This window comes from Corynebacterium argentoratense (assembly GCF_021491455.1).
GTDB lineage: Bacteria > Actinomycetota > Actinomycetes > Mycobacteriales > Mycobacteriaceae > Corynebacterium > Corynebacterium argentoratense_A.
The window spans coordinates 71,942-87,226 of the sequence record NZ_JAKETN010000004.1; the positions used below are offsets into that span (position 1 = coordinate 71,942).

Below are 15,285 nucleotides of genomic sequence, written 5' to 3' on the forward strand. Positions count from 1 at the left end.
GTCCACGCCCTACTTGTTACATGCCGAGAAGCCAGGCGACGATCACGATAATGATCAGCAGGATCAGCACCTGCTTGACGCGCGAAGTGCCCAAAGGCTTCTTCGGCTTGTTGGGTTGTGTTGGCTGCGACATAGGCTCCAACCTTAACACTCGCAGCTTGGCGTTGAGGTTATCGACGCCCCACACCATCGCGTAGGCCAGTGGGGCACACACAGCGATAACACCGATGAACACCAGGGGAACCTGCAACCACAGGGGGGCTGTGGTCAGGAATTGTCCGAAACCGTCGATGGCGCTCATGCATTCAACAGTAGCGCCAGCCGCCTCAATTCTCCCCGCGTCGTTCCCCCGCATCACTAGACTGGCTAGACGTGCAGCACATTCACGATCAGGTCTATAGCATCGCGGAGCCTTTCGGCATTGCTGTTGCGGCAGATGACAGCAACAACACTTCCCCGGCTGCGGCTGGCAGCCAAACGTTAAGCATCGTCGGCCCCCGCCTTCGCCCGGGCGCGGATGCCCCGGTGCGCGTCGTCGTCGGCCACAGTCCAGCCGCACCTTCGGATGAGGATCTGCTGGTGCGGGTGCATTATCGGGGTGGTTTCGAAGGTTTCTTGCGCTTTCACACTGACGAGCCGCACCGTTTCCGCGGCGTCGACGATTGCGTGTTGGCTTTGGAGTGGGTGCAGAAAAACATTGAGCGTTTCGGGGGCGACCCCACCCAGGTAACCCTGGTGGCTAGCGGGGTGGATGCTGCAGTCGCGTTATGGTTGTGCCGCCGGGACCACTACCGGGGTGCTTTTCGCCGAGTCGATCTGCGCGATCCCCGCTTTCCTCGAGCGACCTTGGATAAACGCAAGTGGCTGCTGCGTGGTTTCATCGGCCCCGTCCTGCCGGAGCGTATAGCCTGGGTGCAACGCGAGCATCCCGGACGTTTGGAACGCGCGCGGCGGGCCTATCGCCTGCTGTACCGGGTGCCTTTCGGCCCTGGGCTCCATGATGAACAGATGGTGTCGACGATGATCGGTGGGCTATGAGCGCTTCAAACTGGTGTGAAAACGCAGTGTTTTATGAGGTGCTTGTGCGCACCTTCCAGGATTCCAACGGCGACGGCGTAGGGGATTTCGAGGGTTTGGAATCCCGCCTTGATTATCTGCAGTGGTTGGGTGTTGATTGTTTGTGGCTGCCCCCATTTTTCGCCTCCCCTTTGGACGATGGGGGTTATGACGTCGCGGATTTCTTCTCGACTCACCCGGATTTCGGTTCCGTCGAGCAGCTGTCGCATCTGCTTGACGCCGCCCACGCCCGCGGCATGCGGGTGATTGCGGATTTGCCGCTGAACCACACCAGTATCGCCCACCAATGGTGGCGTGAAGAGCTGGAGGCCTTTCGTGCGATCGACGCGGGAACCTTGGATGGTGCAGACTTCACCCCGCGCTACGTGTGGTCCACGACCGGCGAGGAATACGCCGATGCCCGGGTGATTTTTGAAGACACCGAGACCTCCAACTGGACCTTCGAACCCAGCGTGGGCCGCTTTTATTGGCACCGCTTTTTCTCCCACCAACCGGACTTGAATTACGACAATCCTGCAGTGCAAGAAGACATGCTGGATGTGTTGCGCTTTTGGCTGAGCAAGGGGCTTGATGGTTTCCGGCTAGATGCTGTCCCCTACCTCTACGAACGCCACGGCACTAATGGTGAAAACCTTCCCGAAACGCACGCCTATTTGGCACGCGTGCGCGCCATGGTCGATGAGGAATTTCCCGGCTGCGTGCTGATTGCTGAAGCAAACCAGTGGCCCCGCGACGTCGTTGATTATTTCGGTTCCGAAGAGGCACCGGAATGCCACATGTGTTTCCATTTCCCGCTGATGCCTAGGATTTTTCTTTCCTTCGCGCGCGGTGAGGCCTCGTCGATCGACCGGATTCTGGCGGACACGCCACAGCTGCCAGCGGGTGCGGTGTGGGGTACCTTCCTGCGCAACCACGACGAACTCACCCTGGAGATGGTTGATGATGTCGAGCGTGCGGACCTCTACGCCCGCTACGCCCCGGAGCCGCGCATGCGGGCGAATGTGGGGATCCGCCGGCGTCTGCTGCCGCTGCTGGGTTCTGCGGAGGCCGTGGAATGCGCGGTGGCGATGTTGTTGTCCATGCCCGGCGCGCCGTTTTTGTATTACGGGGACGAAATTGGGATGGCCGACGACATTTGGTTGGTCGATCGCGATGGGGTGCGCACGCCGATGCAGTGGGACGGGTCGACCAATGCGGGTTTTTCGCCCCAGTCGTCTTATCCCCCGGTGATGTCGACGGTGCCGAATGTGCAGGCGGCGTTGGCGGATCCTGCCTCGCTGTTGCATGCCCACAGGCGGTTGATTGCGCAGCGTAAGGCGGTTTTTGATGCCTCTGATGATTGGCGTATTGTTGCTTCCACTAAGGTCTTTGCGTTCGAGCGCGCAGGGGTGTTGTGCGCGTTTAATGTCACGGCTGAGCCGCAATCGCTGACGGTTTCCGGCATTGAGGTGTGTCTGCCTGCTTATGGCTACGCGTGGGTGCCGTTGGTGGATCGCGTGATGCCTCATCTGGTGGGCCAGCGTTTCTATGGCGGTAGTGCGGATTCTTCCGAGGTGCGGATTGTTCGCGCGGAGCCGTGGCAGTTCGGTGGGGTGTGGTTGACGGTTGAGTCTGGGGGCGCGCTGTACCGCACGTTGGTTGATGCCACCGGTCGGGATCTGTTGGCGCAGTATGCTGCCGAAGGTGATGACGCCGCGGGGACTGGGGTTGATGTGGATGTTGTCGGCTATGTGCGTGCTTTGTTGGCTGAGCGCGGGCACACGTTGGTCGGTGATGTGCAGGCGCAGCGCGTGGGCGGCGAGCAGTCCAATACGTCTTTTGTTGTGGGCTCGTGGGTAGTGAAGTTCCAGCGCCGCTTGTCTGAGGGGGTCAATCCGGAGGTCCTGGTGGCGGATGCGTTGGCTGATTGCCCGCATGCGGCGCACGTGGTGGCGCATGATGAGGGTGTTTGTGTGGCCACCGTGGTCCCGTTGGTTGATGGCGCTCGTGATGGCTGGGAGTTAGCCCTAGAGCGTGGACTGGTCGGCGATGATAGCGGCGAGGGTGTTGACGTCGCGGGGCTTGGGGCGGCAATCGCGCGCGTTCATGCCGCGTTGGATGAAGGCCACGTGCAGCGGCGCGAGAATCTGCTCGATAGTCTTCGCGAGCGGATGATTCGCACTGGCACGCAGGCGGGCTTGGGTGATGCGCTGAGCTCAGGGTTGATTGAGGTTCTTTCCAACGCTGGAGTCGGGTCTGATCAGGTGCCGGTGCAGCATGTGCATGGTGATCTCCATTTGGGTCAGGTGCTGTGGGATTCTTCCCGCTGGGTGCTCATTGATTTCGAGGGTGAGCCCGCCGCCACCCCGGCGGAGCGTGCTGCGGAGCATTCCCCGATGAAGGACCTCGCCGGGATGATTCGTTCCTTCGACTACGCCACCCAGGTGCGCGCACGCGAAAACGCAGCCAGTGACAGCACTCCAGCCAACGCCGGTGCCAGTGCCGGCGCCGGTGTTGTCGAGCAGGCTACTCAGGCGCTGCTGGATGGTTACCGGCAGGCAGGCGGCACGGTCGATGAGGCACTGTTGCAGGCTTATCTGTTGGACAAGGCGCTCTATGAGTACGACTATGAGCTGCACTACCGCCCGGATTTTCGCTACATTCCGGCCAGGGCTCTGACGGCGCTGGGGATCGCCACGCCCGAGTGATCCTGGGGTAGCTGCTGGGTGATCTGCTCGATTTGCTCCACCATCCAGGGGCTCAGCAGCTGGGGCATGCTGCGGGCACTTTGCGCCAGTGCTGCCGGGTCGACCCACGCATAGTCCATGACCTCCGCCGGGTTGGGCTCGAGGGAGCCATCGATGCGTGCGGCATGCACGGGGCAGAATTCGTATTCGACAATCCCACTGGCGTCGACGGCGCGGTAGGAAAAACTCGGCAAAATGGTGATGACGTCGGCTACCTTGGTGCCCAGCTCGACCTGCGCGCGGCGAGCGATCGCGGCGTCAAAACTTTCACCGGGGGCGGGATGGCCGCAGAAAGAGTTGGTCCACACGCCGGGCCAGGTTTTCTTCTCCAGCGCGCGGCGGGTGATAAGTAGCTCACCTTTGTCGTTGTAGAGGTAGCAAGAAAACGCTAGGTGCAGCTGGGTGTCCGTGGTGTGGACGTGCTGTTTGTCTGCATGCCCGATGGGATTGTTGTCGGAATCCAGCAGCACTACGAGTTCGGCCATGGGCACAGCCTACCGAAGATGCGACAATGTCTTGCATGTGTGCTTTTCCACTGAAGGACTACTACTCGATGTCTGCGGGTGCCGCCAGCAAGGTGATTGGCGCTTATTCGACGAGTTTTTCGCTGGCTTCCCGTTTGTTGCCGCGGCGGATGCGTTCGGATATCGCCAACCTGTATGCGGTGGTGCGCATTGCCGATGAGATTGTGGATGGCACGGCTGCAGCCGCTGGGTTAGATGCTGCGACTATCCACGCCGAGTTGGATGGGTTTGAGGCAGAAATCTACCGCGCGATTGACTCTGGTTTTTCCACCAACCCTGCGGTGCAGGCGTTCGCGATGACCGCCCGCCGCGCGGGGATTAAACGCGATCATATCGAGGCGTTCTTCCATTCGATGCGCGCGGATATTGACACTCCCGGGGGAGATAAGGCTTCCGGTGATACGGCCACGAGTGATCGGCGGCTGCACGTGTATTCCCCGGAGCAACTGCGTTCTTATATTTATGGCTCTGCCGAGGTCATCGGTTTGATGTGCCTGGATATTTTCCTAAGTGACAATCCGCTGCGTCCGGCCCATTATGCCCAGGCTCAGCGGGGTGCCAGGGCGTTGGGCGCTGCTTTTCAAAAGGTGAATTTTTTGAGGGATTACGCGCATGATCGCAACATTTTGGGGCGGGTGTATTTTGCCCAGTCTGAAGGCGGGATGACGGATGCAATTCGCGATGAGATCATCGCCGATATCGCCCACGATTTGGACGTTGCCCGGGGGACTGTCGCCTTGCTCCCGACTGCGCCGCGTGCGGCGGTCACCGCTGCCCTGCTGCTGTTTAATGAGCTCAACCAGCGTCTAGCTACCGCCGATGTAGAGACCGAGCGGGTGCGGGTGCCGGATGCGCTGAAGGCCCGCCTGGTAGCGCAGGCGGTTGCCACCACAGCCTTCAAGCGCAACCCCGCTAACGATGCGGAGTCGGCTGCGGAGTCAGCTGCGGGGTGGAAGGATGACGTCGCGGGGGATCCAGCTGCGGATAGCGCGCAGCCAGCACAGAAAGCTGTGGTCATCGGCGGGGGTATCGCGGGTCTTGCCAGCGCGGCCTTTTTGGCGCGCGAGGGGTTCGAGACGACTGTGTACGAGAAAAATGACACCATCGGTGGCCGCGCCGGCCTGCTTGAAGATCAGGGTTTTACGTGGGACACCGGCCCCAGTTGGTACTTGATGCCCGAGGCTTTTGACCACTTTTTCGAGCAGTTCGGCACCTCCGCGCAGGAGCTGTTGGATTTGCGCCAGCTCTCCCCCGCGTACCGGGTGTTTTCTTCTGGTTTCGAGCCCGTGGATGTCCACAGTGGTGTCGAGCAGGTTGCGGAGCTTTTTGAATCCATTGAGTCCGGCGCGGGAGAAAAAATCCGCGAGTATTTAAAGGTTGCGACGCAGACCTATCATTTCGCGATCGACCGCTTTTTATACACCACCTTTAGTTCTTTTTCGGACTTCGTTAACAAGGCGACCATGGCCCATGCGGTGCTGTTGGCCAAGCTGCTCAGTACTCCTTTGAGCACGTGGGTGGGGCGCGATTTTTCTGATATTCGTCTGCGCCACATTCTGGAATACCCGGCGGTGTTTTTGTCCTGCGAGCCCACCCGCACTCCCGCGATGTATCACTTGCTCAGCCACACCGACCTGGTTGAGGGCGTGCGCTACCCCATGGGTGGTTTCAGCAAAATTATTGATGCGGTGGCTGGCGTGGCGAGGGCGCAGGGCGCGAAGATTGTCACCGGCCGTGCGGTTCAGGGCATCGAGGTGGTTGATGGGCGTACCCGTGGCGTCCGGCTGGCAGCTGCCAACCCAGGCGGTGAGCCTGAGCGGGTGGATGCGGATGTTGTTGTTGGCGCTGCTGATGTCAACCACCTGGCCGGCATGCTGGGCAGGAAGGAAAAGCAGGTCGATCCTGGTATCGGCGTGGTGTTGGGCTTTGTTGGTGTGCGCGGCGTGCTTCCGGAGTTAAGCCACCACCAGTTGTTCCTGGAGCGCGAGTGGCAGCGCGATTTCGAGGCGATCTTCCCCAAGGGGGGTGCCACCGCGCAGCCGGGTGTGTCGCAGTCGATCTACGTGTGTAAGCCTTCCGAGACTGATCCTTCCGTGGCGCCTGAGGGCTGCGAGAACTTGTTTATTTTGATCCCCACCCGTGCCGATGAGGGCTTGTTGGGTGATGACGCCGTGCTGGCCCGGCAGGCTGCCGAGGCCCTGGTCGACAAGGCGATCGGGGCGATCGGCCAGCGCGCGGGCGTGCCCGACTTGGCCGACCGTGTGATTGTTCGCCACGCTATGGGGCCGAAGGATTTTGCCTCGCGTTTCAACGCATACAAGGGCAATGCTTTGGGCTATGCCCACACCCTGGGCCAGTCGGCGTTTTTGCGCGGCACGCAGCAGGATCCGGACGTATCCGGACTGTTATATGCCGGGGCAACCACGACCCCCGGTGTTGGCCTGCCGATGTGTCTGATTAGCGCGGAAAACCTCCTGGAGTGCCTGGACTAGTCCCTTTTGCGCTGCGCTACCCCACGCACCCCGCTGATGCCCGCCACAAGTGGTGCGGCCGCCGCGGAGGCCGCCTTGGAAGCATTGGCGGTGTTCTGCGGGTTGTGGGGTGTGCTGATTGTTCCGGTGGCCCGCAGTTGTTCGAGCACCGTGGGGTTGGCGGTGGTTCTGCTACGGCTAGTCGCACCGCCGCGTACTGAACCGACTCCTCCGGCGATCAATCCTGCGGCGCTCATCGCCATGGTTCGCCCCGCCCCGGAAAGTCCCGATGGCGGGGTCGGGGTGCTCGCGGCCTGCACTCGCAGGTGTTCTGGGGTGGGTGCGGCGGCGGCGTGTGTTGCGGCGGCGTGGCTGTGCAGCCCGCCGATTCCGCCGAGTGAGTACAGCTCGAGGTTGTTAGCGCCGCTCCGAGCTTGGCCGAGCCCGTCGATAACCCCCAGCATGTCGCCCTTGGGTGGGGTGACGTCGGCGAGGATGGCCGGCAGATCAACGGTGTAGAACTTATCCACGGCTTCGTTTTCGGCAGCTTGTGCGGCGGCCGCTGCAGCAGCCGCGTTGTCGCCGCCGGTACCTTCCTGCGCTGCGATTTTCGCAATGTCCTCTTCGTATCCAGACAGCACCGCGTCGGCCTCATCGAGTGCGTCGTTGAGCTTGCGGCTCCACGCACTCATCGCTCCGGCATTATCGGATAGGTGCTGCGCAATCTGAATGGTTTCCGCTAGTGATTCGCATGCTTGAGTGATGACGTCGCCGTGGTTGCTGCCCGCCAGTTCCTGGGCTGCTTTGTCCAGTTGGCTTGCGGCTTCTGCGCATTGCTGTTGGGTGCGTGTCCAGTGTTCACTGGCCTGCTGCGCTAGTTCGCGTCTGCTGGTCGCGATGAGGATGCGGATCCCAGCGATTGTGCCGCCACCACCGCTGCAGGTGGGTGTGTGGAAGGCGGTGTGTGCTGGGTGGATGGCGGGTTTGGGTGGGAAGACGACCGATTGGTTGGGGCCAGGTAAGGAGTCTAGGTCCAAACCGTGAGCGTTGAGGAGGTTTTGTCCGCTGAGCGCCTCAATGGATGCGCCGAGTGCCTGGGCTAGCCAGGTGACGCGTTCTCCTAGTTGTTCCTGTGCCCCGTGTGCGCTGGTGAGCGCTGCGCTGTGTAGCTGCGCGAGGTCGCTTAAACCGCTGAGGCCTGTATAGGAGTTCAGTCCGGGTGGCGGTGTGGGTGTGCGGTAGGCCTGGGTGATGGTGGTGATGACGCTGTCGATGCTTCGCAGGTCTAGATGGATATCCAAGGGGTCCCCCTTTCTTGTCGTGTGTCCCCTTACGACAGTGTTAGACGCTGCGCACCCACCCACGGTTCCATCGCGTGACGTGATTCACACAACGCGGCGTCATTACCCCTGATGCCCACCCATGGCACCAGCGGGCTAGATGTTCAGCGAACCCTTGAAAATAACGTTGCCCACCTGCAGCTCAGCGGCATTAACATTGCCGACCGTGGTGTTAAAAGCGAAGTCCAAGTTGGTCGTCGCACCACTACCCAAGGGCAGATCCAAACCGGACTGAACACCAGACTGGCCCTCCCCCAACGGCTCAATGTTGGTCGACTGGCCGTTGTAGCCGGTGGTCTTGAGCGTCGCCTTGACCACGTCAGTCGGCAGGGCGCTTTCGTTAAGGTTCTTGACATCCACGTGCACCACAATGCCCCCGATCGGGGCGGCACTCACCCCGCGGAGGGTCCAATCCACGTTCAGACCGGGGTCGTGAATGGGCTCGTAGAGGGTCGGCGCGACAATCGGCTCAACCTGCTGCGCCACAAACGGCGCGGGGTCGGGGTTATCCGGGTTGGTCGGCTGAGCGGTAACCACCAGGGTGTCCGAGGTATCTTGCGAATCATCACCACAGGCGACTAGGCACGTCGCGGCGATGGTCCCGCTAATCACGACGACAACTTTTGAAAGCTTACGGTTGAGCACCCTTTCAGTTTAAGGTAAGTGCATGACTTTCCCCACGCACACCGAACTTGCAGCCCGCGGAACCGAGAAATGGCGGGCGTATTCACCCGACGTCCTGCCCATGTTCGTTGCCGAATCCGACTTCTCGACGTGCCCGGAGGTCAAGCAGGCAATCGCCGATGCTGTGGAGCGGGAAATGTTCGGCTACGCCTACCCCGATGAGCGCCTGGGGCAGGCCCTGTCGGAGTTTTATGCGCAGAGTTACGGGTGGCGGCCCAACCCCGAGTGGGTCCGCACGGTTCCTGACGTCGTCCGGGGTGTCTGCCTGTCCATCAGCCACCTGACGCGCGAGGATTCCGCAGTCATCGTCCCGGTGCCCAGCTACATGCCGTTCTTCCAGATCCCGGGCGTGACCGGCCGCGATATTGTGCACGTTCCGGTGGAGGACCTCACCGGTGATCTACGCGAAACGGAGGCAGCGCTCAAGGCCGGCGCGGGCTCCATCATCCTGGTCAACCCCTATAATCCCTTGGGTCTGGTGTTCGGGCCGGAGACCTTGCAGCAGATCTGTGACTTAGCGCGCGACTACGAGGCCCGCGTCATTGTTGATGAAATCCACGCCCCGCTGGTGCTCAACCCGGAGTGTCGCCACCATGTTGCGGCCGCGTTCGCCCCGGACGTGTGCATCACCATCACCGCTGGTTCCAAGGCGTGGAATGTGGCGGGGTTGAAGTGCGCGCAGATTGTTTTCTCCAATGACGATGACGTCGCGTCGTGGGACGCCCTGCCCAGCGTGACGCGCGGCGGCGTGTCGATCTTGGGCCAAGAAGCAGCTATTGCCTGCTACAGCGCCTGCCAGTCGTTTATTCAAGACCAAGCCGCCTACCTGTGGGAGACGGTCAATTGGTTGCGGGAGGAACTCCCGGCGCGCATCCCCGGCATCCGTATTGCAGGGGCGTGTGATGCGACCTATCTGATGTGGTTGGACTTCAGCGGCACCTCTATCGCGAAGGTCACTAATAGGCCTGCGGAGTACCTGTTGGAGCATGCCAAGGTGGCGTTGAACGAGGGCGCGGCGTTTTCCCCCGAGGACCAGGACCTGGGCGACCACCATGCACGCCTGAACTTTGCGTGCAGCCGCGACAACCTCGCGGAGGCCATTGACCGTATCGCGGCCGCCCTGCCCCAGTAGTTTCCCGGTGGGCTCTTAGTAGCCCTTGGAGGGATCAACCTCGGTGGGCATGGTCTCGCCGGCGACCAACGCTCGGTAGTTGGCGGCGACCACGGGTGCCAGCAGCCGGTCCATGGAGTTCATGGTGTTGGCGGTGTGTGGGGTGATGATGACGTTGCTCATCGACCAGCGGCGTGTGGATTCGGGCGTGATGATGCCTTCGTCAAAATAGGCGTTGATTCCAGCGTTGGGAAACTGCACCCAGGTGATGCCATCGTGTAGCTCGAGGAAGCTCCCACCCGGGGTTTGTGTGAATACGAAGCCCTCCGCCTGCTCGATGGTGTCGACAATGGTTGCGCCTTCTTCCTGCAGTGCGCGGGCGACGTCGGGATAGTGTCCGGGTCCGATGTAGATCTTCGTACCCCCACCATAGGGGATGGATAGGGTGACGTCGAACACCTTGGGTTAGTGTCTATGTTCATGAATCGCATCAAAAAAGTTGCGGCGGTCATGCTGTGCTTGGCGGGGGTCTTAAGTTCCTGTTCAGCAGGACACACCGCTATCCACACGGCCTCTGGCTCCCATTCGGGGGGAGTAGTTGTAGCGCTAGCTGCGGCTCCCGCTTCACTGGATTTCACCACCACCTCTGGCGCCGCCATCCCGCAGGCAATGATGGCCAACATTTACGAAGGCCTCGTGCGCATCAACCAACAGGGCGAGATCGAACCCCTTCTCGCAACCGATTGGACGGTCAGCGAGGACGGTAAAAACTACCGCTTCAACCTGCGCAAGGGTGTCGCTTTTTCCAACGGCTCGCCGTTTAACGCCCAGGCCGCGAAGTTTTCCATCGAGCGCGTGCAATCCGATGCCTGGACTAATGGCCTCAAAGCACAAATGGATCCGGTTGAGTCGGTAACAGTGGTTGACGACTACACCCTGGATGTCGCACTCAAGCAGCGCTCCAACAACTGGCTGTGGAACATGGGCACCTTTGTTGGCGCCATGTTCAGCCCCGATGGTGTTGATAATCTTGCCGAAAACCCCATCGGCACCGGCCCCTATGTTCTCGACAAGTGGAATGTGGGCCAGTCTTTGGAGTTCGTCGCCCGCGAGGATTATTGGGGCGAGGCCCCGAAAAACAATCGCGCTGCCCTGCGCTACTTTGGTGACGCCGTCGCCGCTACTAACGCGTTGCAGTCCGGCGACGTCGACGTGGTCTACTCCATGCAGTCGCCGGAATTGTTGGAGACAATCAACGCTCGCGGCGAGTACAGCGTAGAGGTCGGCACCACCAACGGCGAGGTCGTGCTGTCAATGAACCCCCGCCGCGCACCCTTCGATAACCCCAATGTGCGCAAGGCGGTGATGTATGCGATCAACCGCCAGGACGTCATCAATACTGCCTGGGATGGTTACGGCACCGACACCGGTGGCGTTCCTGCGTCCCCCGCCGACCCGTGGTATTTCGTGTCCGACCAGTACCCCTATGATCCCGACAAGGCTCGGGAGCTATTGGCCGATGTCGACGGCCCCATCCCTGTAACCATTTCCGTTCCCTCCCTGCCGTACGCGCAGGCGGCGTCAGAAATGGTTGTGAGCCAGCTGCGGGACGTCGGCTTCGATGTGAAGATCGAATCCACGGAATTCCCGGCGGTGTGGTTGGCGAAGGTCTACAAGGGCCACGATTTTGACATGTCCATCATCAGCCACGTCGAGGCCCGGGATATTCCCAACATGTTCGGCAACCCCGACTACTACATCGGTTTTGGCAGTGATGAAATCCAGCAGTTGCTCAGCGAGGCGGACACGGGGCCGAAGGATCAACAGGACGCCACGATGCGCAAAGCGATCCAAACAATTCTTGATGACGCCGCGGCGGACACACTGTTCAATTTGCCGAACATTGTTGTCTCTGATCCCGCTATTTCCGGCGTGCCCGTCAACAGTGTGACCCAGGCGCTTCCTTTGGCGCCGATTAGCCGGGAAGGGGGCAAGCAGTAATGAATAGGGTTGTTGGAATTATTGTCCGCTACGTGTTGACCCTGTGGGTTGCCAGTGTCGCGGTGTTTGCTCTGCTGCGTGTGGCGCCGGGAGACCCGGCAGAAATCGCCCTGGGGGTGACGGCCACACCCGAGCTCGTGGCAGAAAAGCGTGCGGCTTTGGGTATTGACCAGTCGCTGCTCACCCAGTACGGCCAGTGGGTTAAAGGCCTGTTGACGGGCGACTTTGGGCTATCAATGACCAGCGGTAAGGATATTTCCGAACTTGTTCTTGACCGCCTGCAGGTGTCGCTGATTTTGGTGGTGTGCGCGATTATTGTGTCGCTGGCTATCGCCATCCCGATGGGGTCGTGGGCTGCGCGTCGCCACCGCCACGCTGATGGTATTGCGATCACGGCCACCAGCCAGGTAGGCATCGCTATTCCCAGCTTCTTGGCCGGTATTGTCCTGGTGACTGTGTTCGCGGTCAAGCTTGGGTGGGTGCCTGCTAACGGGTGGGTGCCGCCGGATGTGAGCGTCACCGGCTTTCTGTCTCGTCTGATTTTGCCGGTGCTGGCGTTGGCTGCCGTACAGTCGGCGATTATGACCCGCTACGTGCGCAGCGCCGTGCTCAATATTTTGAGTGAGGACTTCATCCGCACTGCCCGGGCCAAGGGCCTGACTACTAAGCAGGCTCTGCGCCGCCACGGTCTGCGCAACGCTGCCCTGCCGGTTGTCACCGTCACCGGCCTGCAGCTTGCGACCGTCGTCGTGGGTGCCGTGGTGATTGAAAAGGTATTCGTTTTGCCCGGCATCGGCACGATGTTGCTTGATGCGGTGACTACCCGCGACCTCCTAACTGTCCAGACAATCGTGATGCTGCTGGTTGCTTTCACCATCATCGTTAACTTGGTCGTCGATCTTCTCTATGTTGTTCTCGACCCACGGATCAGGAGCTAAGCCATGAACCGCACGTTGAAAATTGGCACCACGATCGTGGGCATTGTTTTTATCACCGCGTTGCTGAGCTTTGTGTGGACGCCCTACGACCCCATTCATGCGATTGCAGCGGACCGCCTCCAGGGCCCGTCGCTTAAGCATCTGCTGGGCACGGATCGTTATGGTCGCGATGTGTTGTCTGCGCTGATGGTGGGCTCGCGCATCACCCTGTATGTCGGCTTGATTTCGGTGGGTATTGGAGCCACCTTGGGTACTCCCTTAGGTGTGCTGGCCGCTGTTCGCGGGGGCTGGTTGGAGCAGGTCATTATGCGCGGTTCGGACCTGTTGCTGGCGTTTCCCGCTCTGCTGATGGCTATTGTCACCGGCGCGATGTTCGGGGCGTCGACGGCGTCTGCGATGGTCGCGATCGGTATTGCTACTATCCCTGGTTTCGCCCGGGTGGCTCGCGCCGGCACCTTGCAGGTGCTCAGCCGCGACTACATCCTTGCGGCGAAACTCAGCAAAGTTTCCGGCCCGGCTATCGCTTTCAAGCACGTGTTGCCGAATATCTCCGGCATGCTCATTGTGCAGTGCTCTGTGTCTTTCGCCCTGGCGATTTTGGCGGAAGCCGCGTTGAGCTTCCTCGGTTTGGGTACTCCCCCGCCGGATCCCAGTTGGGGGCGGATGCTGCACAGCGCGCAGGCGTCCTTGTCCTCCGCACCAGAGTTGGCTTTGTGGCCAGGTCTAGCTATTGCCATCACCGTGTTGGGTTTCAACCTGCTGGGTGATGGTCTGCGCGACTACTTCGACCCGAAAACCAAGGAGCGAGCATGAGCACGCTAGCGATTGATTCACTCACCATTGCGGCCAGCGAGCCTTTGTTGGAGCAGCTCGAGTTAACTATTAGTGGTGGCCAACGCCTGGGGCTGATTGGCGAGTCCGGTTCCGGTAAATCCATCACTGCCCTATCGATCATGGGGTTGCTTCCCGAAAACCTGCGTGCGTCTGGCAGCATCGATTTCGAGGGCCAGCAGCTGCTCGGTATGGACGAAGAGCGGCTGTGTGCTCTGCGCGGCAAGCGTATTTCGATGGTGTTCCAGGAACCCATGACGGCCTTGAATCCGTTGATGCGGGTGAATAAGCAGCTGGCGGAGGTCATTTCTCTGCATGGTGGTAGCCCCACCAAGAATCGCTTGAAGCAGATGGCCGCCGAGGTTGGCCTGGCCGAGGAGCTGTTGGGGCGTTATCCCCACCAGTTGTCGGGTGGTCAGCGCCAGCGTGTGTTGATCGCTATGGCGTTGGCTAATGATCCGGATGTGTTGATCTGTGACGAACCGACCACTGCGTTGGATGTGACGGTGCAAAAAGACATCGTCGAGTTAATTTCTGCTTTGGTTGCCGAGCGCGGCACTGCTCTGTTGTTCATCACCCACGACCTTGGTTTGGCCGCCCAGACCTGTGATAACGTCGCGGTGCTGAAAGGCGGTGTTTTGGTGGAAACCGGTCCTGTTGATCAGGTGTTGCGCGATCCCCAGCACGACTACACCAAGGGGTTGCTCGCGGCGTCTGATTTGTCCGCCCGGGATGCTGATGGTCATTTGTATACGGTGGCCTCGTCTCAGTTGGCGGGCTATGCGCCTGGGGTGGCCCAGGCTCGACCGCAGTGGCGGGAGGTGTCGCGCACGGATGATGACGTCGTGTTGCGTGCGGATCGCATTTCAAAGACCTACGGTCGCGCGTTGTTCGGCCGCTCGAAGCAGTACACGGCGTTACATCCGATGGACTTGAACCTTTACCGCCATCAGCGCTTGGGTGTTGTGGGTGGTTCCGGTTCGGGCAAGACCACCTTGCTGAAGCTGTTGGCGGGGTTGAGCGAACCCACTGCGGGTTCTGTGACTGCCAAGGGCACGGTGCAGGCTGTGTTCCAGGATCCTTTTGATTCTTTGGATCCGCGCATGACCATTGGCGATGCTGTTGCCGAGCCACTGCGCGCCCAGGGTATTAAAGACCCGGCACGTGTGTCTGAGGTGTTGGAAGAGGTCGGTATTGATCCGGCCTTGGCCAGCCGTTATCCGCACGAGTTTTCGGGCGGACAGCGCCAGCGCATTTCTATTGCTCGCGCGTTGAGTGTGCGCCCGGATATTTTGTTGGCGGACGAGCCCGTCAGTGCCCTGGATGTGTCCGTGCGTGCGCAGGTGATGAACTTGCTGACGGATTTGTGCATCGATTATGGCCTGTCGATGGTGTTTGTGAGCCACGACCTAGGCGTGGTGCGCGAATTGTGCCAGGATGTCATCGTGTTGGATGAGGGCTCGATTGTGGAGCAAGGCCCGGTAAGCCGAGTGCTGCACAACCCTGATTCTCCGTACACCCAGCGATTGTTGGACGCTATCCCACGCATCACCGAAGTCTAAAAATCTGTTACTAGGAGTTG

12 protein-coding genes and 1 pseudogene are annotated in these 15,285 nt (G+C 60.4%); 8 read left to right on the forward strand and 5 right to left on the reverse strand.

What is annotated here, in order from left to right; all coding sequences use genetic code 11:
- Positions 1–16: 16 nt before the first annotated feature.
- A complete protein-coding gene (locus L1C91_RS06260) occupies positions 17–301 on the reverse strand; it encodes a hypothetical protein (RefSeq protein WP_234858507.1) in 285 nt (94 codons plus the stop codon).
- 71 nt (positions 302–372) lie between these two features.
- Between L1C91_RS06260 and L1C91_RS06265 the strand changes: the two genes are divergently transcribed.
- Both L1C91_RS06265 and L1C91_RS06270 read left to right on the forward strand, forming a co-directional pair.
- Entirely contained in the window at positions 373–1,038 is a 666-nt protein-coding gene (locus L1C91_RS06265) for a carboxylesterase family protein (RefSeq protein ID WP_234858508.1), read from the forward strand.
- Positions 1,035–2,390 (forward strand): annotated as a pseudogene (locus L1C91_RS06270) (alpha-amylase family glycosyl hydrolase); the annotation flags it as partial. The gene L1C91_RS06265 and the pseudogene L1C91_RS06270, both read left to right, overlap by 4 nt.
- 1,322 nt (positions 2,391–3,712) lie before the next feature.
- Here the strand turns inward: L1C91_RS06270 and idi are convergent.
- Positions 3,713–4,288 carry an isopentenyl-diphosphate Delta-isomerase gene (idi, locus tag L1C91_RS06280; RefSeq protein WP_234858509.1) on the reverse strand — a complete coding sequence of 192 codons (576 nt, stop codon included), beginning with the start codon at positions 4,286–4,288 and terminating at the stop codon, positions 3,713–3,715.
- 35 nt (positions 4,289–4,323) lie between these two features.
- On the opposite strand from idi, the gene crtI reads away from it, so the two are divergent.
- A complete protein-coding gene (gene crtI / locus L1C91_RS06285) occupies positions 4,324–6,819 on the forward strand; it encodes a phytoene desaturase family protein (protein WP_234858510.1) in 2,496 nt (831 codons plus the stop codon).
- On the opposite strand, the gene L1C91_RS06290 is transcribed toward crtI, so the two are convergent.
- Together L1C91_RS06290 and L1C91_RS06295 are read right to left on the reverse strand one after the other, a co-directional pair.
- On the reverse strand, positions 6,816–8,099 hold the full coding sequence (locus L1C91_RS06290) for a hypothetical protein (RefSeq protein ID WP_234858511.1): 1,284 nt from the start codon (positions 8,097–8,099) through the stop codon (positions 6,816–6,818). The two genes, crtI and L1C91_RS06290, sit on opposite strands and share 4 nt — an antisense overlap.
- A gap of 135 nt (positions 8,100–8,234) precedes the next feature.
- A complete protein-coding gene (locus tag L1C91_RS06295) occupies positions 8,235–8,783 on the reverse strand; it encodes a hypothetical protein (protein WP_234858512.1) in 549 nt (182 codons plus the stop codon).
- Between the two features lie 22 nt (positions 8,784–8,805).
- Between L1C91_RS06295 and L1C91_RS06300 the strand changes: the two genes are divergently transcribed.
- The gene (locus tag L1C91_RS06300; RefSeq protein WP_234858513.1) at positions 8,806–9,954 is read left to right on the forward strand and encodes a MalY/PatB family protein; all 1,149 of its coding nucleotides are present in this window, start codon (positions 8,806–8,808) and stop codon (positions 9,952–9,954) included.
- Positions 9,955–9,969: 15 nt separating this feature from the next.
- Here L1C91_RS06300 and L1C91_RS06305 read toward each other — a convergent pair whose 3' ends face one another.
- Positions 9,970–10,392 (reverse strand): hypothetical protein, encoded by a 423-nt coding sequence (locus L1C91_RS06305; protein WP_234858514.1) that lies wholly within the window; start codon positions 10,390–10,392, stop codon positions 9,970–9,972.
- A gap of 21 nt (positions 10,393–10,413) precedes the next feature.
- On the opposite strand from L1C91_RS06305, the gene L1C91_RS06310 reads away from it, so the two are divergent.
- From L1C91_RS06310 to L1C91_RS06325, 4 genes are read left to right on the forward strand one after another with little or no spacing between them, the layout of a single operon-like run.
- Positions 10,414–11,934 (forward strand): ABC transporter substrate-binding protein, encoded by a 1,521-nt coding sequence (locus L1C91_RS06310; protein WP_419178717.1) that lies wholly within the window; start codon positions 10,414–10,416, stop codon positions 11,932–11,934.
- Positions 11,934–12,872 carry an ABC transporter permease gene (locus L1C91_RS06315; protein ID WP_234858516.1) on the forward strand — a complete coding sequence of 313 codons (939 nt, stop codon included), beginning with the start codon at positions 11,934–11,936 and terminating at the stop codon, positions 12,870–12,872. The genes L1C91_RS06310 and L1C91_RS06315 overlap by 1 nt, the downstream gene beginning before the upstream one ends.
- Before the next feature lie 3 nt (positions 12,873–12,875).
- Entirely contained in the window at positions 12,876–13,685 is an 810-nt protein-coding gene (locus L1C91_RS06320) for an ABC transporter permease (RefSeq protein WP_234858517.1), read from the forward strand.
- Positions 13,682–15,265, forward strand: coding sequence for a dipeptide ABC transporter ATP-binding protein (locus tag L1C91_RS06325; protein ID WP_234858518.1), 1,584 nt, complete (start codon positions 13,682–13,684; stop codon positions 15,263–15,265). The genes L1C91_RS06320 and L1C91_RS06325 overlap by 4 nt, the downstream gene beginning before the upstream one ends.
- Positions 15,266–15,285: the final 20 nt, after the last annotated feature.

Bases quoted from the DNA above. Each gene is read 5' to 3' on its own strand.
- L1C91_RS06320 (WP_234858517.1), top strand. From the start codon at position 12,876: ATGAACCGCACGTTGAAAATTGGCACCACGATCGTGGGCATTGTTTTT.
- L1C91_RS06260 (WP_234858507.1), bottom strand. From the start codon at position 301: ATGAGCGCCATCGACGGTTTCGGACAATTCCTGACCACAGCCCCCCTG.
- L1C91_RS06300 (WP_234858513.1), top strand. From the start codon at position 8,806: ATGACTTTCCCCACGCACACCGAACTTGCAGCCCGCGGAACCGAGAAA.
- crtI (WP_234858510.1), top strand. From the start codon at position 4,324: ATGTGTGCTTTTCCACTGAAGGACTACTACTCGATGTCTGCGGGTGCC.
- idi (WP_234858509.1), bottom strand. From the start codon at position 4,288: ATGGCCGAACTCGTAGTGCTGCTGGATTCCGACAACAATCCCATCGGG.
- L1C91_RS06315 (WP_234858516.1), top strand. From the start codon at position 11,934: ATGAATAGGGTTGTTGGAATTATTGTCCGCTACGTGTTGACCCTGTGG.
- L1C91_RS06310 (WP_419178717.1), top strand. From the start codon at position 10,414: ATGAATCGCATCAAAAAAGTTGCGGCGGTCATGCTGTGCTTGGCGGGG.
- L1C91_RS06325 (WP_234858518.1), top strand. From the start codon at position 13,682: ATGAGCACGCTAGCGATTGATTCACTCACCATTGCGGCCAGCGAGCCT.